Origin of the sequence: Streptomyces vulcanius (assembly GCF_042653945.1) — a bacterium.
Classification (GTDB): domain Bacteria; phylum Actinomycetota; class Actinomycetes; order Streptomycetales; family Streptomycetaceae; genus Streptomyces; species Streptomyces mangrovi.
The window spans coordinates 45663-66117 of the sequence record NZ_JBHSFK010000028.1; the positions used below are offsets into that span (position 1 = coordinate 45663).

Below are 20455 nucleotides of genomic sequence, written 5' to 3' on the forward strand. Positions count from 1 at the left end.
GGCTATGGGTGGAACTACGGGGTGGGTACCTGATTCACGGCCACCCACGCCGCGACCTGGGAACGGGAGCCGAAGCCGAGCTTGGCCAGGATGTGTTCCACGTGACCGTCGACCGTACGCGGCGACAACACCAGCGCGGCGGCGATCCGCCGGTTGCTCATCCCTTGGGCCACCAGAGCGGCCACCTCCCGCTCGCGGCGGGTCAGCGGGCCGGGGACCGGCGCGGGCGCGGGCCCGGGCCCGAGAGGCGGCTCGGCGTCGAGCGCGTACGCGATGGCGAGGCCCGGGCGGTCGTGCTCGCCGCCCTCCGCGAGGGCCTTCTCGTACGCCTCCGGGCCCAGGGCCCCTACGACCGACCGCTCGCACTGTTCGTGCCGCTCCGCCAGATGCGGGCCGAAGACCGAGATGGTCGTGCCGATGTCGTGCCACAGGGAACGGACCGCGCCCAGCAGTCGCCCCGCGCGCTCGTGATCGCCACCGGAGGCGGTGATCCAGGCCAGCAGCTCCATCATCAGCGCCACGCCGACGTAGTCGTTGAAGCCCCGCTGGATCTCCAGCCCTGCGCGCGTCAAGGCCGTGCCGGACTCCTGGTCGCCGCGCACCCAGGCGTCATGGCCCAGCGCCCACAACGCGTACGAACGGCTCCACCGCTCGCCGTGCGCCTCGGCGGTGGACACCGCGTGCCGCCCGGTCCGCTCCGCGCGCGGGTCGGCGGTGTGGGCCTGCGCTATGGCGAGCTGGAACAGCGAGATCAGGGCCCCCGGGCCGTCGCCCACGGCCTCGTGCGCGGCCACCGCCCGCTCGTACCGGGACACGGCCTCGTCCAGCTGCCCCCGGAACAGTGCGGACGTACCACGGAAGCCCTGGACGTACGCGCATACCACCGGGTCGTTCAGCCAGGCGCCCAGCTCCCCGGCCTCCGCCAGCGACCGGTCCGCAGCCGGGTGGTCGCCCTGGAGCAGCGCCGCCCAGGCGGCGACCCACAGCGCCCTGGCCCGGGCCGCGGTGGGCTCGGGAGACGCGGCCAGGGCCCGGTCGAGCCACCGCCGTCCCTCACCGAGGAATCCGTCGGCGCACCAGTGGAAACGCAGCGCCGCGACCAGCGCCAGCGCGGTCCCGGCGTCGCTGTGCTCCAACGCCGCACGGAGATTGCCGTGTTCGGCGCGGAGCCGGGCCAGGCCCTCCTCCTGCCCGGGGCCGTACCAGCCGTCGGCGATGCGCTCGGCGAGGGTGCGGTAGAAGTCGCGGTGGAGCGCCCCTACCGTGTTCTCCTCGCCGGACTCGGCGAGCCGCTGCAGGCCGTACTGGCGGATGGTCTCCAGCATCCGGTAGCGCGGCTGTCCCTCCCGCTCGGTGATGAGGAGCACGGACTGGGCGACCAACTGGTCGAGCAGGTCGAGGACGTCCTCGGGCGCGATGCCGTTTCCGGCGCAGACGTCCTCGGCCGCGTCCAGGCCGAAGCCCCCGGCGAACACCGACAGCCGGCTCCACAGCGACCGCTCGGCCGGAGCACACAGCTCGTAGCTCCAGTCGATCAGCGCCCGCAGGGTCCGCTGACGCGGCCGGGCGGTTCTGCTGCCCCCGGTGAGCAGGGCGAACCGGTCCTCCAACCGGTCCAGAACCTGCTCGACGGTGAGCGTACGCAGCCGGGAGGCGGCCAGCTCGATGGCCAGCGGCAGCCCGTCCAGTCGGGCACAGAGCCGGGTGACGGCCGCCCGGTTGGCGTCGGTGACGACGAAGTCGGGCTGGATCGCGGCGGCCCGGTCCCGCAGCAGCTCCACCGCCTCGTCCGGAAGCGACAGCGGCGCGACGGTGACGACATGTTCGCCCGCGATGCCCAGCGGCTGCCGGCTCGTCGCCAGGATGCGCAGGTCGGGCCCGGCCGACAGCAGCGCGTCCGCCAGCGCGGCGCACGCGTCGACCAGATGCTCGCAGTTGTCCAGCACGATCAGGCACTGTCGCCCGGCCAGATGGCGCCCGAGCTGTTCCACCACGGGCCTCGCCGACAGATCGGGTACGCCGAGGGCGCTCGCCGCGACGCTCGCCACGGTCGACGGGTCCTGCACGGGGGCCAGATCCACCAGCCACACCCCGTCGCCGAAGCCCTTCCGTCCGGCAGCCGCCACCTCCAGCGCCAGCCGCGTCTTGCCCACCCCTCCCACCCCGGTGAGCGTCAGCAGTCTCGTCACGCCGAGGCGGCGGCGGACCTCGGCGATGTCCCGCCGCCTGCCGACGAACGTCGTGTAGGACGCCGGCAGGTTTCCCGCTCTGGCGGTCGAACTGGTCACCGCTCAACGCTAAGGAAACCTGCTGGTCGCGGCAAGGGACCTACCGACTGCCTGCTCATCGTCCGGCCGGCCAAGCCTCAACCGGACGCAATGAACAAACAGACGGACCGCAGCCGAGCCGGCCCCGCCGTACGTGGTCATGGCCGCGCGACAGCGGGCTCGCCCGTGGCGGGTGAGGCACGGGACGGGCTCCTGAGCTGCGATGGAGGTGGCGGCCGGTCGGCCGCGGTCGCTGCTGGCCGATGCCCACCGGCGTCCCGGGCCGACTCGGCGAGGTGGACGACGTGAAACGCTGGCGGGCTCTGATCCTCCTCGGTACCGCACAGTTCCTGATGGTTCTCGACACGCTGGGCACCGCGCTCATCGGATCGCTGCTGGTCGGAGCGCTGGCCCAGGCGTTCACCGCGCAGGTGGAGAATGACCCGCGGCTGTCCGAGGAGACCCGGGAGCAGGCCGGCGTCGCCCTCGAGGCGGGGATCGCCTTCGTCCCCACCGGCCAGGTGCGCTCGGCGGCCGAGAACGCCGGACTGCCGCCGGCCGAGGTCGACGCCCTCGCGGACTCCTACGCCTCGGCGCAACTGGACGGCCTGAAGGCGGCCGTCCTCGCCGCCGGAGGGATCACCCTCGCCAGTTTCCTGGTCACCCCGCATCTGCCGGGCCGGCCGGCAACTCGCCCCGGACGGATCCGCGCCGACGCGGCCGGAACGCGTCCCCGACCCGCCTAGGGAGCCGGCCATGTCCCACAGCGAACAGCGCCTCACCGCGCGGGAGAGCGCCCCCGAGCCCCGGGCGCGTGCCGACTTCACCGGTGGCGTCTACGGCTCCATGCTCGCCGCCTCCGTGGTGGCCGGCGCCGGCGGCCTGGGCGAGTTCCCCCGGCTGGAGATGGTGCTGCTGCTGTTGTTCTCCGCCGTGGCGTTCTGGCTCGCGCACGTGCACGCCGAGGTGTTCGGCGCCCGGCTGGCGCAGCGGCGGCTGGACCGCGTGGTCGTCCTGCACGTGTGCCGGGAGGAGTGGCCGATCGTCAACGCCGCGGTGCCGCCGGCCGTCGCGGTGGCCGTCAGCCCGTTGCTCGGCCTGGACCTGGAGGGGACGGCCTGGCTCGCGCTCACGGTCGCCGTCGCGGGCCAGGTGGGCTGGTCGGTCGCCGCCGCACGACGGGCGGGCGCCTCGGGGCGGCTGATGGCCGTCAGCGCCGCGGTGAACCTGGTGATCGGGCTGCTGATCATCTCGTTCAAGCTCTTCGTCACCCACTGACCCGGACCGGGTTGCGCGCCGGACGGGGTATCACCTGTACCGGGTGAGGCCGTGCGGCGCGCGGCGGCGCAGGATCTCAGGGAGACGACGGGGAGAGCAGCCCATGCGCTACGAGATCCGTGTCGACGGTCAGATGTCGGAGACGCTCACCAAGGTTTTTCCCGAACTGGACCATGTGGTGATGTCCGGCCAGACCGTCCTGTTCGGACCCGTCATCGACGAGGCGCATCTCTACGGACTGCTCGCACGCTGCCAGTCACTCGGGCTGCGGCTCCTGGAGATGCGCCAGCTGCCCGAGTGACCATGAGCGGGTGTGTCAGGCGCTCTCGGCCTGCACCCGCCCGATGCGGATCGCGTCGCCCAGCGCGTCGAAGTCCCGCTCGTTGCGGTCGGCGTAGTCCTGCGCGAACCCGGCGAGCGCCCGGTCGAAGCTGTCGCTCCCGCCCAGGTACGCGGCGATGGCGATCGGGTCGCCGGAACGGGCGTGGGCCCGCGCCAGACATGCCCCGCACACCCGTGCGAACAGCCCCAGCATGCCGGGGTCCATCGTCTCCGGCCGGGCGATGCCCTTCCAGTCCCACAGCTGCCGTACGTAGAAGTCCCGGCCGCGTCCGTCGAGGCCCAGGTCGACATGGGTCCAGCCCAGCAGGATGTCGCTGGTCGTCTGGATCAGCCGCTGCCCCGACACCACCCGGCGGCCCTGGTTGTCGTAGGGCTCGGCGTCGGTGTGGGCGGCGAGGACCGACTCGTCGGCCTCCTTGGCCTGCAGCAGCAGCGGGTCGTCGTCGTCCCGGCCCACCATGAGCACGATCCAGCAGCGCGTGCCGACGCTTCCCACGCCCACCACCTTCCGGGCGATGTCGACCAGCCGGTAGCGGCGCAGGAGATGCCGGCGCTCGGAGGACAGACTGCGGGCGTAGGCGGCGAAGACCGTCTCCAGCCCCTGCCACTCCGCCGCGGGATCGGTCAGCAGATCGCGCAGCGGGATGATCAGCGGCGGGTCCGCGGCGATCCGCCGGCCCTCGGCCGTCATCCGGGTGAGCTTCTCGAACGCCTTGATGCTGGTGCGGGTCCGGGCCTTCTGCGCGGCCGCCTGGGTACGCCGCCGGGCCGTCCGGTTCATCGACGAGGCCATCAGCTGCCGCAGGCTGTCGGTGTCTTCCTGGGCGTACCAGATGTCCAGGTTGCGCATTCCGGCGAACGCCCGCATCCGCTCCCGGTAGGCGCCCACACAGGTGCGGACCAGGGTGTTCTGTTCCTTGAGCGAGAAGCCGTTGGCCCGGCCGGCGATGGCCAGACTGGCCGCCAGCCGCTTGACGTCCCACTCGAAGGGCCCGGGGTGGGTCTCGTCGAAGTCGTTGATGTCGAAGATCAGATGCCGTTCGGGCGAGGCCAGCATCCGGAAGTTCAGCAGATGGGCGTCGCCGCAGAGCTGCACGGTGAGGCCGGTGTGGGGCTGCGGGCCGAGGTCGGTCGCCATGATCGCCGCCGCGCCCCGGTAGAAGCGGAACGGGGACTCCGTCATACGGCCGTAGCGGATCGGCACCAACTCCTGTACCCGGGTGGCCGACTGATGCTCGATCACCTCGACGGGGTCGGGCCGCTTCGGATCCGGATCGAACCAGCCGTGACTGGAACGCGGGGAGTGGCTGCGCGCGTGCCTGCCGTGGGCCGCTCGCTCGGCCGGGGACAGCGAGGTCGCGAAGAACTGGGATGTCGTGAGGGAGCGGGGTGCCGTGGGTGCGTCCGGCGAGGCGGTGGGTGCGTCCTGCGAGGCGGTGGATGCGCCCTGCGAGGTCGTGCGTGTGTTCGGCGTGGTCATGACTGAACCTCCTGTACCTCGGCGGATCGCGTCCGGGCAGCGCCGAGGCGCGGTCGTGCCGGGCCCGTCCTGCTCCACCCCATCGCTCCCGCCGCCCGCGCGGATCACCCGCGGTGGGTGACCCGGGGCGACGGCGGCGGGCGGGAGGCTGGGGCGCAGGAGCCCCGGGGAGCCGTCGGGGGCGCAGCAGCCCCGGGGAGAGTTGGGGCGCGTGGAGACGAGGAGGAGCCATGGCCGAGTCGCGTGGTCCGGCGGCACCGCACACCGAAGCGGCCGGTGATCCCGCCGACGTCCTGTCGGCGCTCGGCCGCTCCTGGACCTGGCTGCTCGGGTCCGCCCTCGCCACCCTCGTACCGGGCATCCTGATCCTGGTCTGGCCGGACGAGACCCTGCACGTCCTCGCGGTGCTGATCGGCCTGTACCTGCTGGTGACCGGGGCGTTCCGGTTCGTCGCCGCCTTCGGGCGGGAGGCCCACGAACGGACCACCGGGCTGCTCCTCGCGGTGCTGTACGTCCTGGCCGGCGTGCTGTGCCTGCGCCACCCGCTGCAGACCATCGCCGCGCTGTCACTGATCGTCGGGGTGCTGTGGCTGGTGTCCGGCATCCTCACGCTCCACACGGCCCTCGCCGCCAAGGACCTGCCCCACCGCGGCGTCGTCCTCGCGGCCGGGCTCCTGGCGATCGTCGCCGGAATCGTGGTGCTGGCCCTGCCCACCGAGTCGGCCCGGGCGCTGACCCGGCTGCTCGGACTGTGGCTCGTCCTGCTGGGCCTCGTCGAGGTGGCGGTCGCCTTCGCCTGGCGGGCCGCGCTGCGCAGGGCGGGTGTGACGGGTTCGCGCGGCGACGACCCGGGCCCCTGAGCGCGACGGCCGACCGCCGGGCGTCTCACCCGAGGCGGGTGAGGCGCCCGCCGTTTGCCGTGGGCACGCTGAAGTCGGCACGGAAGAGCTGTCGGGCGGGCGCAGGCCCGGGACACGGAGGAAGAGATGACTGGTGAGACGTACCTCGCGTACGACTATCCGCTGTTGAGCGCCTTCTGGACGATGCTGCTGTTCTTCCTGTGGGTCATGTGGTTCGTCCTGCTGTTCCGGATCATCGTCGACATCTTCCGCGACGACGACCTCAGCGGCTGGGCCAAGACCGGCTGGCTGGTGTTCTGCGTCGTCCTGCCCTTCCTCGGCGTGTTCGTCTACGTGGTCGCGCGGGGGAAGAACATGGGCCGGCGCGAGGTGAAGCACGCACAGGCGCAGCAGAAGCAGGTCGACGACTACATCAGGGAGACCGCGAAGGGCTCCTCCGACAAGCCCAGCAGCGCGGACGAGCTCGCCAAGCTCTCTGAGATCAAGGCCCGCGGCGACATCACCGACGAGGAGTTCGAGAGGGCCAAGCAACTGGTCCTGAGCGACTACGGCCGCGGCCGCCCTCCGGTCCACCACTGAACGACGAAGCGAACGAAGCGAACGAAGCGAACGACGAGTGAATCGAGGCATGGGGATGACTGCGTCACACGCCACCCGCGCGCAAACGCACGCGCACTCGACCAAGCGGCACTGGGCGGAGGGCCTGACGGTCTTCGCCGCCGTCACGCTCATGATCGCCGGAGTGCTCGACATCTTCCGCGGGATCATGGGGATCGCCGAGGACGACATCTTCGTCTCGACGCGCGACTACGTCTTCCAGTTCGACCTCACCGGCTGGGGCTGGGTCCATCTCGCCCTGGGCGTCGTCGCGGTGATCGTCAGTCTGGGCCTGTTCCAGTCGGTGATGTGGGCCCGGGTCGCGGGCGTGGCCATCGCCGGGCTGATCATCATCGCCAACTTCCTCTCTCTGCCGTACTACCCGGTCTGGTCGGTCGTGATGATCGCCTTCTCCGGGTTCATCATCTGGGCGCTGTGCGTGGACCGGGGCGAAGAGTTCTCGTGACCGCCGGGCCGTGGCGCGGCTCGCCCACCTGGTGATGGCCCGGCACGGGCGCTCGCCGCCCCTCGGCGCGGGGCGGGCGGGCGCCCGACCGGCGACGGCCGGAAGCGTCAGGAGACGTCAGGAGACGTCAGGAGAAGTGACAGGAAGGCAGACGGACATGTGTCGATGGCTGGCCTACACGGGAACGCCCGTACTCCTCGAGACGATCCTCTACAGACCGGAGCACTCGCTGATCGACCAGAGCCTGCACGCGCGGATGGGCGTAGAGACGACCAACGGCGACGGGTTCGGCGTCGGCTGGTACGGGCCGGACGACGTCGAGTCGCCCGCCGTGGTGCGTGACGTCGGCCCGGCCTGGAGCAACCGCAACCTGCGGGAGATCGCCGGCCATGTCCGCTCGCCGATGTTCTTCGCCCATATCCGTGCCTCGACGGGTACGGCGGTGCAGCAGACCAACTGCCACCCCTTCCGGCACGGCCGCTGGATGTGGATGCACAACGGGGGGATCACCGACTTCCACCGGATGCGCCGCGACCTCGCCCTCGCCGTCGACCCGGAGCTCTTCCTGGACATGGAGGGCTCGACGGACTCCGAGATGATGTTCTATCTCGCCCTGACCTTCGGCCTGGAGGAGGATCCGCCCGGCGCCGTCGCGCGGATGGCCGGCATGGTGGAGCGGACCGGGCAGGCGTACGGGATCGATTTCCCGCTGCAGATGACGCTCGCCGTCACCGACGGAGCGCGGCTGTGGGGCTTCCGCTACTCCAGCCAGGGCGAGTCCCGGTCGCTCTTCTACAGCACCCGGGTCGACACGCTGCGCCAGCTCCACCCGGACCTCGCCTTCCTGCGCGGGGTCTCCGACGAGACCCGCCTCATCGTCTCCGAGCCCCTGGGCGACCTGCCCGGCGCCTGGAACGCGGTCCCGGAGAGCAGCTACGGCGTCGTACAGCCCGGCGACGACGAAATGCTCCACTTCACCCCACAGGCGGCCTAGCACACGCCTGTCCTGTGACGGCTGCTTTGGCGGCTCGCTCGATCTTCGCGCACTGGGCTTCCCAGAAGGTCGCGTCGTGCTGTGGTGCTGCGTACTTGGCTGTCGTGCCGGTCGACGCGTCGAGTTGTTCGCGCAGGATGTCGGCGTGTCCGGCGTGCCGGCTGGTCTCGGTGAGCATGTGGACCAGGATGTTGAACAGCTTCACGTCGGGGCGTGGCCACCAGGGCACGTGGCCGGGAGAGTCGATGGCGAGGGCGGTGATCGTCGCGTCCGAGTGCTCCCAGGCGCGACGGTAACGGTCGACGACCTCGCCGCGCGTCTCGTGCTCGGTCGCCCACATGTCGGCACCGTGTTCCCCGGCATCGTCCCACCGGGGCAGAGGCTCAGGGAACGGCCGGTCGAAGACCTCACCGAAGTACCTGGATTCCAAAATCGACAGGTGCTTGACCAGGCCGAGAAGGTTGGTGCCCGTCGAGGTCAGGGGGCGGCGGATGTCGTACTCGCCGAGCCCGTCGAGCTTCCAGAGCACCGCCTCGCGTATCTCTCGGAGATCGCTGTGCAGGTACTTTTTCGCGAAATCATCGATCATGGGGCATGAGCCTGTCATGCGCCGTCGGCGGGCTCAATCTGCGGCCACCACTGCTCCCTGCCGAGGCATACCGCCGACGTGCCGTCCGGTCGCCGCCGCCCAGTGCCGCAGTGGACACCGTCCCAGCCGGTACAGCCGTCCAGCACCCCCAGCGCACTCAGCCGCGCGCCAGTGAGACGGGACAACGCCCCGCCAACCCTGACTCTTGTCATGCGAGCTATTCCGATATATCGTTGACGCATCGCGACAGATCAACGATGGAATGAAGGAGTGGTTTGCGATGCGTACCCACGGATTCGAGCGTGGACATGGTGAGGGCGGCCCCAGGCGTGGCCGCGGTGGCTTCGGCGGTGGCTTCGAAGGAGGGCGTGCGGCCTTCGGGCCCTTCGGTCCGGGCGGGCCCGGTGGTCCGGGATTCGGCCACGGCGGCCCCGGCTTCGGACCGGGCTTCGGCCCTGGCCCCTGGGGTGGACGCGGGCGCGGCGGGCCCAGGGGGAGGGCACGGCGCGGCGACGTGCGGGCCTCGATCCTGGCCCTGCTCAAGGACCGTCCGATGCACGGCTACGAGATGATCCAGGAGATCGCCGAGCGCAGCGGCGGGGCGTGGAAGCCCAGCCCGGGTTCGGTGTACCCGACCCTCCAGCTCCTGGAGGACGAGGGCCTGATCAGCAGCGCGAGCGAGGGCGGCAAGAAGCTCTTCTCGCTCACCGAAGAGGGCCGCACGGCTGCCGACGCGGGCCCGGACGCCCCCTGGGAGGAGGCCGGCCGCGGGGTCGACTGGGAAGCCCTCGGTGAGATCCGCCAGGCCGGCTTCGGTCTGATGGAGGCCTTCGGGCAGGTCTGGAAGGCCGGCAGCAAGGAGCAGCGGGAGAAGGCGCTCACCGTCATCAACGAGGCCCGCAAGAAGCTGTACCTGATCCTCGCCGACGAGGACTGACGTCAGCGTTCGCGGCGACAGCCGTACGACGGTGGGGGCGCGCCCCCACCGTCGTACGGCTGCTCGTGCTCAGGCCACCAGGCCGTCCAGCTTCCGCAGTGACTCGTTCAGCGCCGCCGTCCCCGAGTCCTTCAGCTTGCCCGCCATCAGGGACACGGCCGCACCCGTGAACTCGCCGTCGATGCGGACCGTCGTGGCGTCGCCGTCGGGGGTGAGGGTGTAGCGCGTGGCGACGTTCACCGCCATCGGGCCCTTGCCGCGGATGGTGAGCAGCCGGGCCGGTTCCAGCTCCTCGACCGTCCACTCGACCTCGGCCGGGAAGCCCATCAGCTTCATGTTCTCCTGGAAGGTCGCGCCCACCTCGAGGGCTCCGGGGCCGCCCTGCGGGAAGTTGGTGTGGGTGGCGTTCCACTCCCCGTACGCCGGCCAGTCGGTGAGCTGGGCCCACACCTTCTCGGCCGGTGCCTGGATGCGTGCCTCCGCGCTGACTTCGGCCATGCGACCACCTCTTCGTCTCGGGCAACTCCGGCTGCGTCGTCGCGGAAAGTAGCCCCAAGGCCGCCAACATTCAATACTGATGAACCGTCAGCAGGGGTATGAGGCAAGGCGGCGCGCGCCCCTGCGACGATGGTCGATCTGATCTCATCCGCAAGGAGGAGATTTCGTCCGCCCTCGTCCGCTCTGCGTGGGACGCGAAAATGCTTCCCTCCGGGGATGACCCCGGCCGCCGGGACTGATGGGGTAGGGGATGTGCAACACCGCATTCCCCGGCAGCTGGCGCGTGACCGGGCGACGTACGGCATGGACGACGACCCCAGGCTCGACGCCGAGTCCGCGGCGGCGGTGGCCGCTGCCCGCCGCCGCGCCTTACGGGACGGCGACCGGCAGATCGACACCGCCCACCTCCTGCACTCCCTCCTGGAGCACGCCCCCCGGGCCCGCGCCGTGTTCGACGGCGATCCCCGGCTCGCCCGGCTGCTCGGCTATCTCGTCCAGCGCAGCATCGGCTACGGCCTGCGCTGGCAGAGCGGTGTCGAGGACTCCGGGGCGCTGCCCGTCGTGACGGCCGTCGAGGGGCTGTCGCCGCTCGCCGCCGCCGCGCTGGAGAACGCGTGCGCCCGGGCCGGCCGCCGGGACGGCGCCCCGGCCGGCGGTCTCGACCTGCTCATGGAGATCGTCGCGGAATCCGGGGCGCGCGCCGTCGAGGTCCTCGCGCACGCCGGTCTCGACGCCCACGACGTGCGCGCCAGAATCGAGAAGAACCTGGAGGAGTAGGCGGCGGGCCGGTGTCCGGCTGTCGAGACAGGTGTCAACCCGGATGACGGTCCTGTCGTCGCCTGTCATCATGGGCCGGTGCAGACGTCTGTGAGCAGTCAGGGAAACCGCGGCAAGGGCATCGGGCTCGGTCTGGCGGTCGGGTCGGCCGTCGCCTTCGGCGGATCCGGGGTCGCGGCCAAGCCGCTCATCGAAGCCGGCCTCGACCCGCTGCACGTGGTGTGGCTCAGGGTGACCTTCGCGGCGCTGGTGATGCTCCCACTCGCCGTGCGCCACCGCGCGCTGCTGCGCAGCCGCCCCGTGCTGCTCGTCGGGTTCGGGCTGCTCGCGGTGGCCGGCGTCCAGGCCTTCTACTTCGCGTCGATCTCCCGGATGCCCGTCGCCGTCGCGCTGCTCCTGGAGTACCTCGCGCCCGCCCTGGTGCTCGGCTGGGTGCGGTTCGTGCAGCGCCGGCCGGTGACCCGCGCGGCGGCGCTCGGTGTGGTCCTGGCCGTGGGCGGCCTCGCCTGTGTCGTCGAGGTCTGGTCGGGGCTGCGCTTCGACGCCCTCGGACTGGTCTTCGCGCTGGCCGCCGCCTGCTGCCAGGTCGGCTACTTCGTCCTGTCCGCCCAGGGCGGCGACTCCGGCGACGACGCTCCCGACCCGCTCGGCGTCATCGCCTACGGCCTGCTCGTCGGCGCCCTCGTGCTGAGCGTCGTCGCCCGCCCCTGGGGCCTCGACTGGTCGGTGCTCGCGCACTCCGCCGACCTGAACGGCACCGCGGTCCCGGCCTGGCTGCTGCTCGGCTGGATCGTGCTGATCGCCACGGTCGTCGCCTACGTCACCGGCGTGGTCTCGGTGCGTCGGCTCTCCCCGCCGGTCGCGGGGGTCGTGGCCTGCCTCGAAGCGGTCGTCGCGACCGTCCTGGCCTGGGTCCTGCTCGGCGAGCACCTCTCCGCGCCGCAGCTCGTGGGTGGTGCGGTGGTGCTGCTCGGCGCGTTCATCGCCCAGTCGACCACGCCCGCCAGGGGCTCCGCGGAGCCGGTGGCGGCAGGCTCCGTGCCGATGGCCGACGACGGCCCGGACAGGGATTTGGCCGCCCGCGAGACCGCCGCCTAGTATGCCCGGCATGCCGTCCGACGCACTCGTTCTTCCGCCTCCCGCCGCCTGAGGCGGGCCCTCCGGAGAATCACGCCCGGGCGTTCACCGCCGGGCCGAACGGTGCTGCCCGCAGACGAAGTCCTCACTTCAGCTTCCCTGCGGAGAGAACGCGTGTCTGTCTCTGTTTCCCGTTCTGTTTCCCGGCTGTCCGTCGGCCGGGGTCTTCTCTATCTGATCGTTGCCGGCGTCGCCTGGGGTACGGCGGGTGCCGCCGCCTCCCTGGTCTACCGGACCAGTGACCTCGGCGCCGTGGCCCTGTCCTTCTGGCGCTGCGCCGCCGGGCTGGTGCTGCTGCTCGTGGCCCGCTTCCTGCGACCGGGCCCCCGGTCGCTCACCCCGTCCCGCGAGCCGCTCCGCCGCCGGGTGTTCCGCACGGTCGTCACCGGCCTCGGGCTCACCGTCTTCCAGACGGCCTACTTCGCCGCCGTCTCCGCCACCGGACTCGCCGTGGCCACGGTCGTCACGCTCGGCGCGGGGCCCGTGCTCATCGCGCTCGGCGCCCGGCTGTTCCTCGGGGAGCGGCTCGGCGGCGGGGGAACGCTCGCGGTCGGCGGGGCGCTCGCCGGGCTCGCGGTGCTGGTCCTCGGCGGCGACGGTACGGCCGTCCGCCCCGCCGGGGTGCTGATCGCGCTGCTGTCCGCCGCCGGGTACAGCGCGACGACCCTGGTCACCCGGCGCTGGGGCCGCGACGGCGGCGCGGACGCCTCCGCGACCACCGTGGGGGCGTTCGCGGTGACCGCCCTGTGCCTGCTGCCGTTCGCGCTGGCCGAGGGGATCGTGCCGCACAGCACGGACCCCGGCCTTGTGCTCGCGCTCCTCGGCTACATCGCGGCGGTGCCCACGGCCCTGGCCTACGCCCTCTACTTCGCGGGCGCGGCCGTCGTACGCTCCGCCACCGTGTCCGTGATCATGCTCCTCGAGCCGGTGAGCGCGGCGGTCCTGGCCGTGGCCCTGCTGGGCGAGCCCCTCACAGCGGCGACCCTGGCCGGCACCCTGCTGATGCTGGGCTCGGTCACCGGTCTGGCCCTCGCGGAATCGAGGGGCGCGACGGTGTCCGGCTGACGGGTCACCGCGCCGCCAGATAGTCCGGGACTCCGGTACCGGGGGCGAGGTCGGGCTCGGGGAGCGGGGTGTCGTAGCCCTTGCGCAGGGGGACCACACCGGCCCAGTGGGGGAGGGCGAGGTCCTCGGGCTCGTCGTTCACGCCGCCGGTGCGGGTCTTGGCCGAGACCTCGTCCAGGTGGAGGCGGAGCACGGCGGTGGCCGCCAGTTCCCTCTTGTTGGCGGGCCGCGCGTCGGCTGCGCGGCCCGGGACGACATGGTCGACCAGGGCGTCGAGCACGGCCAGCTTCTCCTGCGGGTCGGTGACGTCGTGGGCGACGCCGTGCACGACCACCGAGCGGTAGTTGATCGAGTGGTGGAAGGCGGAGCGGGCCAGCACCAGGCCGTCGACATGGGTCACCGTCAGGCACACCGGCAGCCCGGGGTCGGCCTGCCCCGCCATCCGCAGCGGGCGCGAGCCCGTCGAACCGTGCACGTACAGCGTCTCGCCGACCCGGGCGTACAGCGTCGGCAGCACCACCGGGGCACCGTCGCGGACGAAGCCGAGATGGCAGACGTAGCCCTCGTCGAGTATCGCGTGCACCACTTCGCGGTCGTAGGAGGCCTTGTGCGCGGCGCGGGTGGGGACCGTGCGGTCGGTCGCGGAGTAGGCGGCGGGTGATGTCGTCGGCTGGGGGCTCCCCTGCATGGCGTTCTCCCTCGGTCTCTCTCTTGGCGTTTCTATTGCACTAGTGCATAATTGGCTTTGTGCTAGGAGAGTATCGGATCGAAGGCCGGGGTGCAGCGGACATTTCCGCGAGCATCGAGCGCGCGGTGGGGGAGGGCGCCCTGGAACCTGGACAACTGCTGCCGCCCATGCGGGAGTTGGCGGCCACGCTCGGGGTGAACCCGAACACCGTCGCGGCGGCCTACCGCACCCTGCGTGAGCGCGGGGTCATCGAGACGCAGGGGCGCCGGGGCAGCCGTATCCGCCCCAAACCGGCAACGACCGGCCGGGAGAAGGTGCGCGTCGACGTGCCGGCGGGGGTCCGCAACCTCGCGGACGGCAACCCCGACCCCGCCCTGCTGCCCCCGCTCGCGGGCGCGTTCGCGGCGGCGGCCGAGCGCGGCGACCGGGAACCGGTCCTGTACGGCGCCGACCCCGTGGACCCCGGCCTCGCCCGGCTCGCCCGTGCCGGGCTGGACGCCGACGGCGTGCCTGCCGGGCCGCTCACGCTCGCCTGCGGCGCCCTGGACGCCGTCGAACGCGTCCTCGCCGCACACCTCAAGCCGGGTGACGGCGTCGCCGTCGAGGACCCCGGCTGGGGCCGCACCCTCGATCTCGTTCCGGCGCTCGGCCTGCGCACGGTCCCGGTGGGCGTCGACGACGAGGGACCGCGCCCCGACGACCTGCGCGCCGCGCTGACGGCCGGGGCCCGTGCCGTGCTCGTCACCGCCCGCGCCCAGAACCCCGTCGGCGCGTCCGTCGGCGCCGCACGCGCGCGTGCGCTGCGCGCCGTCCTCGCCGACCACCCCGGAACCCTGCTGATGGAGGACGACCACGGTCACGGCATCGTCGACCTGCCCCCGCACCCCCTCGCGGGCGCCACCCGGCACTGGGCCTTCGTCCGCTCGGTCGCCAAGGCCTACGGCCCCGACCTGCGGCTCGCCGTACTGACCGGCGACGACGTCACCGTCGACCGGGTCCGCGGCCGGCACCGCCTCGGCCCCGGCTGGGTGAGCCTGCTGACCCAGCGGGCCGTGGCTCGCCTCTGGACGGACGGCGCGGTGGACGGTACGGCGGTGGCGGCGGCCTACGGCACCCGGCGCGAGGCGCTGATCGCGGCACTGGCCGAGCGGGGCGTCGCGGCACAGGGCCGCAGCGGTATGAACGTGTGGATCCCGGTACCGGACGAGACGGGAGCGGTCTCCCGCCTCCTCCACGGAGGCTGGGCGGTCGCCCCCGGCGCCCGCTTCCGCCTCGCGTCACCCCCGGGCATCCGCATCACGATCTCGACGCTGCGCGCGGAGGAGACCGGCCCCCTGGCAGACGCGGTCGCGTCGGCCGTGGGCCCCTCACCGACCCGGACTTATGTGTAGCGAACCGTGCCAACCTCCAAGGGGCGCGGGGCTGTATCGATGTGCGGCTCCGCCGCGTGGGCGCGGCCGGCCACAACGGACCCGCACACGCACCCGACGCCCCACGGCGCAGAACGCTACCGATCCCCCAACTTCCGGAAGTCCCAGGAAACAACCTTCTCCGGCGTCAGCCGAACCCACGCATGCCGCCCGTCATGCGGCATCGCGTCCAACCCGAAGTTCTTGCGCGCGAACAACGTCTCCACCGCGTCAAGCTCCGCACACAACTCACCCGTCCGAGGCGCCTCGCCCACGAACTCCACGGCCCCGGACAGTTCGACGCCGCGCAGCGACTCGTACTCCTCACCGATGTCGATCACGACCGCGACCCGGGGATCACGGAGCAACTGCGTCCACCGCTTGCTGCGGACGACCGAGTACAGCCACAGCGCGCTGCCGTCCCACAGGAACCACAGGGCACTCACATGCGGGCCGCCCTCGGCGGACACGGTGGCCACCCGGCAGGTGCGCTGGGTGGTGAGGAACGCGTCGAGCTCACCCGGCGTCATCATGATCTTCCGGCCCCGGCGCTGTGTGACGGTCATCCGGCCCCCCTCGTCTCTTCTCTTGTCACTGCTTACCGTGTACTGCTCTTCCAGTACTACTTTTCTGACACTGTGTCAGAAAAGGAAGTCTCTCGACACCAGGGAGAGCCGTGCCGCCCGCCGAACAGCTCAGCGCACTCCTCGACCCTCTGTCCACCACCCTGATCACGGTGGAGTGCCAGCAGGGCGTCGTGGGACCGGACGCCGCGCTGCCCCGGCTCGCCGAGGCGGCAAGGGCGTCGGGCGCGCTCGCCAACGTGGCCCGGCTGGTGGCCGCCGCCCACGACAGCGGGATCCAGGTGATCCACGCCGTCGCCGAACGCCGCCCGGACGGCCGGGGCGCCAACCGCAACGCGCGCCTGTTCCGCGCGGCCGAGCGGCTCCCCGTCCAACAGCTCCCCGGCACCCCTGCGACCCGTGTGGCGCCCCCCATCGAGGTCGCCGCCCAGGACCTCGTCGTACGACGTCTGCACGGCCTTTCGCCGATCCAGGGCACCGACGTCGACGCCCTGCTGCGCAACCTCGGCTGCCGCACGCTGGTCGTGACCGGAGTCTCGGCCAACGTGGCGATCCCGAACACCGTCTTCGACGCGGTCAACCGGGGTTACACGGCCGTCGTGCCGTCGGACGCCATCGCGGGGGTGCCTGCCGACTACACCCCCGCGATGATCCGTCACACCCTCGCATTGGTCGCCACGGTCGCGACCACGGACGAGGTGCTGACGGCTTTCCGGCAGTCGGGCGTCAGGCCAGCGTGATCGAGTCGCCGCTGACGGTGATCTTCACCTCGGGCAGCGCCGACGTCGCCGGACCGCTCTTCACGCTGCCGTCCTCGACCGAGAAGTTGCTGTTGTGACAGGGGCAGTTGATGACCCCGTCGGCGATGCTCTTCACCGCGCAGCCCTGGTGGGTGCACACGGCCGAGAACGCCTTGTAGGTGCCCGCCGTCGGCTGGGTGACGACCACCTTCTCGGACTCGAAGACCTTGCCGCCGCCCTCGGGGATCTCGGACGTCGTGGTCAGCGCGGAACCGGCCGCGGCGTCCCCGCCGCTGCTCGCGGACTCGCTGCTGCCGGTCGAACCGGTGGAGCCGGTGGTGCCGCCGGACGACGCCGACGAGCTCGACGAGTCGTCGTCGGAGCTTCCGCACGCGGCCAGCGCGACGGTGAGCCCCGCGGCTCCTGCCGCCGCCACGACGGTACGGCGGGCGGGTTTCGCGGTGGACTTGATCGATGCGCTGGTCATGCTGGCATTTCCTTCCAACGGGGGGTTCGTGGAACTACCGAGAGGTACGGGCGGTGGCCGTGGCCTGTTCAGCGCCCGCGCCGAGTCCGGACAGTGTCGAGATATTGACTGCTTCGAGGTCGGAGCCGCGTAAGCCAGAGCTGTCGCGAAGCTGTCGGCGGCGAGTCCGCCCAGCCCAGTAACCTGGGGCGATGCTCAAGGAAGTCACCGCCACCCGCTACATCACGCCCCTGCGGGAGGGCGGCTCGCTGCCGGGGCTCGTCGAGGCCGACGACTTCGGGACCTACGTCATGAAGTTCACCGGCGCCGGGCAGGGCCGCAAGACGCTCGTGGCGGAGGTCGTCTGCGGGGAACTCGCCCGCCGGCTGGGCCTGCGGGTGCCCCGCCTGGTGACGGTGGAACTCGACCCGGTGCTCGGACTCGGCGAACCCGACCAGCAGGTCCAGGATCTGCTCCGCTCCAGCCGCGGCACCAACCTCGGGATGGACTTCCTCCCCGGTGCCCTCGGCTTCGACCCGCTCGCCTTCCCGGTGAGCCCCGGGGAGGCCGGCCGGATCGTCTGGTTCGACGCGCTCGTGAACAACGTCGACCGTTCCTGGCGCAACCCCAACCTGCTGGTGCACCACGGCGAGCTGTGGCTCATCGACCACGGCGCCACCATGATCTGGCAGCACAACTGGCCCACCGCCGAGACCTCCGCGGCCCGCCCCTACGACGCCTCCGACCACGCCCTCGCCACCTTCGCGCCGGACGTCGAGGCCGCCGCCGCGCAACTGGCCCCGCAGGTCACCGCCGACCTGCTCGCCGAGGTCACCGCCGAGATCCCCGACGTCTGGCTCGCGGACGAACCCGGCTTCGACACCCCGGACGCGCTGCGCCGCGCCTACGCCGCCCCCCTGCTCGCGCGCGCCGCCGTCATCCACGAACGCATCGAGGGGACCAAGTGACCGAGCGCCACATCATCCGCGCCAGCGAGGCGAACGAACGGGACGTCTTCGAGTACGCCGTCCTGCGCGTCGTACCGCGTGTCGAACGCGGCGAGTGCGTCAACGCGGGCGTGCTGGTCTACTGCCGCGCGCGGGGCTACGTCGGCGCCCGCGTCCATCTCGACGAGGCGCGGCTGCTCGCCCTGGCGCCGGACGCGGACGTGCCCGGGATCAGGGCGGCGCTGTCGGCCGTGGAAGGGGTGTGCGGCGGTGGCGCGGCGGCCGGTCAGGCGGCCGGCGACGACGCCGGGCGGCGGTTCCGCTGGCTGGTCGCGCCCCGCTCCACGGTGGTGCAGCCGGGGCCCGTGCACACCGGGCTCACCTTCGATCCGGCGGCCGAGACCGAGCGGTTGCTGGACCTCCTGGTGAGGTAATGGATCACACCGGCGCCGTGTGGCGTTGACACCGGGTGCCAGGGCTTCTAGCGTCACGTGTCGCGAAGGTACTAAGCGGTCGCTCACCGCAGACCGGCTTCTCAAGGGCTCACCAGGCTCACCAGGTCCACCAGGGTTCTCTCAAGGGCGAGGAGACACAGGAATGTCCACCACAGAACAGCGGGTCGCGGTCGTCACCGGCGCGGCGCGCGGCATCGGCGCCGCCACCGCCGTACGTCTGGCCGCCGAGGGCCGCGCGGTCGCGGTCGTCGACCTCGACGAGGCCGCCTGCAAGGACACCGTCGAGAAGATCACCGCGGCGGGCGGCCGGGCCGTCGCCATCGGCGCGGACGTCTCCGACGAGGCCCAGGTCGAGGCGGCGATCGCCCGTGTCGTCGAGGAGCTGGGCGCCCCGACGATCCTCGTCAACAACGCGGGCGTGCTCCGCGACAACCTGCTGTTCAAGATGAGCGTCGCCGACTGGGACACCGTCCTGGGCGTGCACCTGCGCGGCTCCTTCCTGATGGCCAAGGCCGTCCAGAAGCACATGGTCGACGCCGGCTTCGGCCGGATCGTCAACCTGTCCTCGTCCTCCGCGCTGGGCAACCGCGGCCAGGCCAACTACTCCGCCGCCAAGGCCGGTCTGCAGGGCTTCACCAAGACCCTCGCCATCGAGCTCGGCAAGTTCGGCGTCACCGCCAACGCCGTCGCCCCCGGCTTCATCGCCACCGACATGACGGCCGCGACCGCCGCCCGGGTCGGCATGGGCTTCGAGGAGTTCAAGGCCGCCGCCGCCACCCAGATCCCCGTCGCGCGCGTCGGCGAGCCCGACGACATCGCCAACGCGATCGCCTTCTTCACGAACGAGGCCGCCGGCTTCGTCTCCGGCCAGGTGCTGTACGTCGCCGGCGGACCGCTCGACTAACCACCACTGGGGATCACGAACATGACTGTGGAACTCTCCGGCAAGGCCGCTCTCGTCACGGGCGCCAGCCGCGGCATCGGTTACGGCGTCGCCGAGGCGCTCGTCGCCCGCGGCGACCGGGTCTGCATCACCGGCCGCGACGAGGGCGCCCTGAAGGAGGCCGTCGAGCGGCTCGGTGCCGACCGGGTCATCGGCGTCGCCGGCAAGGCGCACGACCTCGACCACCAGACGGCCGCCGTCGAGCGCACCATGGAGGCCTTCGGCCGGGTCGACTACCTGGTCAACAACGCCGGGACCAACCCGGTGTTCGGCCCCATCGCCGACCTCGACCTGGACGTGGCCCGCAAGGTCTTCGAGACCAACGTGGTCTCCGCCCTCGGCTTCGCCCAGAAGACCTGGCACGCCTGGCAGAAGGACAACGGCGGCGCGATCGTCAACATCGCCTCCGTGGCGGGCCTCTCCGCCTCGCCGTTCATCGGGGCGTACGGCATCAGCAAGGCCGCGATGATCAACCTGACCCAGCAGCTGGCGCACGAGTACGCGCCGCGGGTGCGGGTCAACGCCATCGCCCCGGCCGTGGTGAAGACCAAGTTCGCCGCGGCCCTGTACGAGGGCCGTGAGGAGGAGGCCGCCTCCGCCTATCCGCTGGGCCGGCTCGGCGTGCCCTCCGACATCGGCGGCACCGCCGCGTTCCTCACCTCAGGACAGTCGGACTGGATCACCGGCCAGACCCTCGTCGTCGACGGAGGCCTCTTCCTCAACGCGGGTGTCAGCTGACCTACGCGTAACAACACGGACACGTAACGACACGGGCACCGATTTTCTTGACGGAAACGGTGCCCGTGTCGACGTATCTGGGGCGCATCGCGCGATGACAACGTCGTCAATCCCGACGTGATCAAATCCGTGCTCAGGGCACGATTCGAGACGTCATGGCGCTGCGGTATGGTCTGCCAACCCTTGGCATGGCTTATC

23 protein-coding genes and 1 pseudogene are annotated in these 20455 nt (G+C 71.8%); 17 read left to right on the forward strand and 7 right to left on the reverse strand.

Annotated features, from left to right (window positions below; genetic code table 11):
- Nucleotides 1-14 precede the first annotated feature (14 nt).
- On the reverse strand, nt 15-2288 hold the full coding sequence (locus tag ACFPIH_RS35210) for an ATP-binding protein (protein ID WP_381181709.1): 2274 nt from the start codon (nt 2286-2288) through the stop codon (nt 15-17).
- 347 nt (nt 2289-2635) lie between these two features.
- On the opposite strand from ACFPIH_RS35210, the pseudogene ACFPIH_RS35215 reads away from it, so the two are divergent.
- The 3 genes and pseudogenes from ACFPIH_RS35215 to ACFPIH_RS35225 form a co-directional block, all read left to right on the forward strand.
- Nucleotides 2636-3013 (forward strand): annotated as a pseudogene (locus ACFPIH_RS35215) (MFS transporter); the annotation flags it as partial.
- Nucleotides 3014-3023: 10 nt separating this feature from the next.
- Nucleotides 3024-3545 (forward strand): hypothetical protein, encoded by a 522-nt coding sequence (locus ACFPIH_RS35220; protein ID WP_381181708.1) that lies wholly within the window; start codon nt 3024-3026, stop codon nt 3543-3545.
- Nucleotides 3546-3648: 103 nt separating this feature from the next.
- Nucleotides 3649-3846, forward strand: a complete 198-nt coding sequence (locus tag ACFPIH_RS35225) for a hypothetical protein (protein WP_381181706.1) — start codon at nt 3649-3651, stop codon at nt 3844-3846.
- A gap of 15 nt (nt 3847-3861) precedes the next feature.
- Here ACFPIH_RS35225 and ACFPIH_RS35230 read toward each other — a convergent pair whose 3' ends face one another.
- On the reverse strand, nt 3862-5367 hold the full coding sequence (locus ACFPIH_RS35230; protein ID WP_381181705.1) for a DUF2252 domain-containing protein: 1506 nt from the start codon (nt 5365-5367) through the stop codon (nt 3862-3864).
- A 230-nt stretch (nt 5368-5597) separates the two neighbouring features.
- On the opposite strand from ACFPIH_RS35230, the gene ACFPIH_RS35235 reads away from it, so the two are divergent.
- The 4 genes from ACFPIH_RS35235 (at nt 5598) to ACFPIH_RS35250 (ending at nt 8284) form a co-directional block, all read left to right on the forward strand.
- Nucleotides 5598-6227, forward strand: coding sequence for an HdeD family acid-resistance protein (locus tag ACFPIH_RS35235; protein ID WP_381181703.1), 630 nt, complete (start codon nt 5598-5600; stop codon nt 6225-6227).
- Between the two features lie 126 nt (nt 6228-6353).
- A complete protein-coding gene (locus ACFPIH_RS35240) occupies nt 6354-6806 on the forward strand; it encodes an SHOCT domain-containing protein (protein WP_381181701.1) in 453 nt (150 codons plus the stop codon).
- Nucleotides 6807-6861: 55 nt separating this feature from the next.
- Nucleotides 6862-7290, forward strand: coding sequence for a DUF7144 family membrane protein (locus tag ACFPIH_RS35245; RefSeq protein ID WP_381181699.1), 429 nt, complete (start codon nt 6862-6864; stop codon nt 7288-7290).
- Between the two features lie 157 nt (nt 7291-7447).
- Complete coding sequence (locus tag ACFPIH_RS35250) at nt 7448-8284, forward strand: class II glutamine amidotransferase (RefSeq protein ID WP_381181785.1); 837 nt, start codon at nt 7448-7450, stop codon at nt 8282-8284.
- Here the strand turns inward: ACFPIH_RS35250 and ACFPIH_RS35255 are convergent.
- Nucleotides 8265-8873, reverse strand: coding sequence for a DinB family protein (locus tag ACFPIH_RS35255; protein WP_381181697.1), 609 nt, complete (start codon nt 8871-8873; stop codon nt 8265-8267). The two genes, ACFPIH_RS35250 and ACFPIH_RS35255, sit on opposite strands and share 20 nt — an antisense overlap.
- Before the next feature lie 280 nt (nt 8874-9153).
- On the opposite strand from ACFPIH_RS35255, the gene ACFPIH_RS35260 reads away from it, so the two are divergent.
- Nucleotides 9154-9810 carry a PadR family transcriptional regulator gene (locus ACFPIH_RS35260; RefSeq protein ID WP_381181695.1) on the forward strand — a complete coding sequence of 219 codons (657 nt, stop codon included), beginning with the start codon at nt 9154-9156 and terminating at the stop codon, nt 9808-9810.
- Nucleotides 9811-9879: 69 nt separating this feature from the next.
- Here the strand turns inward: ACFPIH_RS35260 and ACFPIH_RS35265 are convergent, their stop codons facing one another.
- Nucleotides 9880-10308 (reverse strand): type II toxin-antitoxin system Rv0910 family toxin, encoded by a 429-nt coding sequence (locus tag ACFPIH_RS35265; protein WP_381181693.1) that lies wholly within the window; start codon nt 10306-10308, stop codon nt 9880-9882.
- Between the two features lie 252 nt (nt 10309-10560).
- On the opposite strand from ACFPIH_RS35265, the gene ACFPIH_RS35270 reads away from it, so the two are divergent.
- From ACFPIH_RS35270 to ACFPIH_RS35280, 3 genes are all read left to right on the forward strand, one after another.
- A complete protein-coding gene (locus tag ACFPIH_RS35270) occupies nt 10561-11085 on the forward strand; it encodes a Clp protease N-terminal domain-containing protein (protein WP_381181691.1) in 525 nt (174 codons plus the stop codon).
- A gap of 78 nt (nt 11086-11163) precedes the next feature.
- A complete protein-coding gene (locus ACFPIH_RS35275) occupies nt 11164-12183 on the forward strand; it encodes an EamA family transporter (RefSeq protein ID WP_381181689.1) in 1020 nt (339 codons plus the stop codon).
- A 153-nt stretch (nt 12184-12336) separates the two neighbouring features.
- Nucleotides 12337-13287, forward strand: coding sequence for a DMT family transporter (locus ACFPIH_RS35280; protein ID WP_381181687.1), 951 nt, complete (start codon nt 12337-12339; stop codon nt 13285-13287).
- A 4-nt stretch (nt 13288-13291) separates the two neighbouring features.
- Here the strand turns inward: ACFPIH_RS35280 and ACFPIH_RS35285 are convergent, their stop codons facing one another.
- On the reverse strand, nt 13292-13975 hold the full coding sequence (locus tag ACFPIH_RS35285) for a pyridoxamine 5'-phosphate oxidase family protein (protein WP_381181685.1): 684 nt from the start codon (nt 13973-13975) through the stop codon (nt 13292-13294).
- A gap of 59 nt (nt 13976-14034) precedes the next feature.
- Between ACFPIH_RS35285 and ACFPIH_RS35290 the strand changes: the two genes are divergently transcribed.
- A complete protein-coding gene (locus ACFPIH_RS35290; RefSeq protein WP_381181683.1) occupies nt 14035-15366 on the forward strand; it encodes an aminotransferase class I/II-fold pyridoxal phosphate-dependent enzyme in 1332 nt (443 codons plus the stop codon).
- A gap of 116 nt (nt 15367-15482) precedes the next feature.
- Here ACFPIH_RS35290 and ACFPIH_RS35295 read toward each other — a convergent pair whose 3' ends face one another.
- Nucleotides 15483-15950 carry a pyridoxamine 5'-phosphate oxidase family protein gene (locus ACFPIH_RS35295; protein WP_381181681.1) on the reverse strand — a complete coding sequence of 156 codons (468 nt, stop codon included), beginning with the start codon at nt 15948-15950 and terminating at the stop codon, nt 15483-15485.
- A 110-nt stretch (nt 15951-16060) separates the two neighbouring features.
- Here ACFPIH_RS35295 and ACFPIH_RS35300 point away from each other — a divergent pair, with 110 nt between their 5' ends.
- On the forward strand, nt 16061-16708 hold the full coding sequence (locus ACFPIH_RS35300; protein WP_381181679.1) for a cysteine hydrolase family protein: 648 nt from the start codon (nt 16061-16063) through the stop codon (nt 16706-16708).
- On the opposite strand, the gene ACFPIH_RS35305 is transcribed toward ACFPIH_RS35300, so the two are convergent.
- Nucleotides 16695-17195 carry a Rieske (2Fe-2S) protein gene (locus tag ACFPIH_RS35305; protein ID WP_381181677.1) on the reverse strand — a complete coding sequence of 167 codons (501 nt, stop codon included), beginning with the start codon at nt 17193-17195 and terminating at the stop codon, nt 16695-16697. The two genes, ACFPIH_RS35300 and ACFPIH_RS35305, sit on opposite strands and share 14 nt — an antisense overlap.
- Nucleotides 17196-17386: 191 nt before the next feature.
- Here ACFPIH_RS35305 and ACFPIH_RS35310 point away from each other — a divergent pair, with 191 nt between their 5' ends.
- The 4 genes from ACFPIH_RS35310 to ACFPIH_RS35325 all read left to right on the forward strand — a co-directional run bounded on the left by ACFPIH_RS35310 (nt 17387) and on the right by ACFPIH_RS35325 (nt 20257).
- Nucleotides 17387-18142 carry a HipA family kinase gene (locus ACFPIH_RS35310; protein WP_381181675.1) on the forward strand — a complete coding sequence of 252 codons (756 nt, stop codon included), beginning with the start codon at nt 17387-17389 and terminating at the stop codon, nt 18140-18142.
- Nucleotides 18139-18555, forward strand: a complete 417-nt coding sequence (locus tag ACFPIH_RS35315) for a DUF3037 domain-containing protein (protein WP_381181673.1) — start codon at nt 18139-18141, stop codon at nt 18553-18555. The genes ACFPIH_RS35310 and ACFPIH_RS35315 overlap by 4 nt, the downstream gene beginning before the upstream one ends.
- A 163-nt stretch (nt 18556-18718) precedes the next feature.
- On the forward strand, nt 18719-19480 hold the full coding sequence (gene fabG / locus ACFPIH_RS35320) for a 3-oxoacyl-ACP reductase FabG (RefSeq protein ID WP_381181671.1): 762 nt from the start codon (nt 18719-18721) through the stop codon (nt 19478-19480).
- Between the two features lie 21 nt (nt 19481-19501).
- Entirely contained in the window at nt 19502-20257 is a 756-nt protein-coding gene (locus ACFPIH_RS35325) for an SDR family oxidoreductase (RefSeq protein WP_381181669.1), read from the forward strand.
- The last annotated feature ends 198 nt before the right edge of the window (nt 20258-20455 follow it).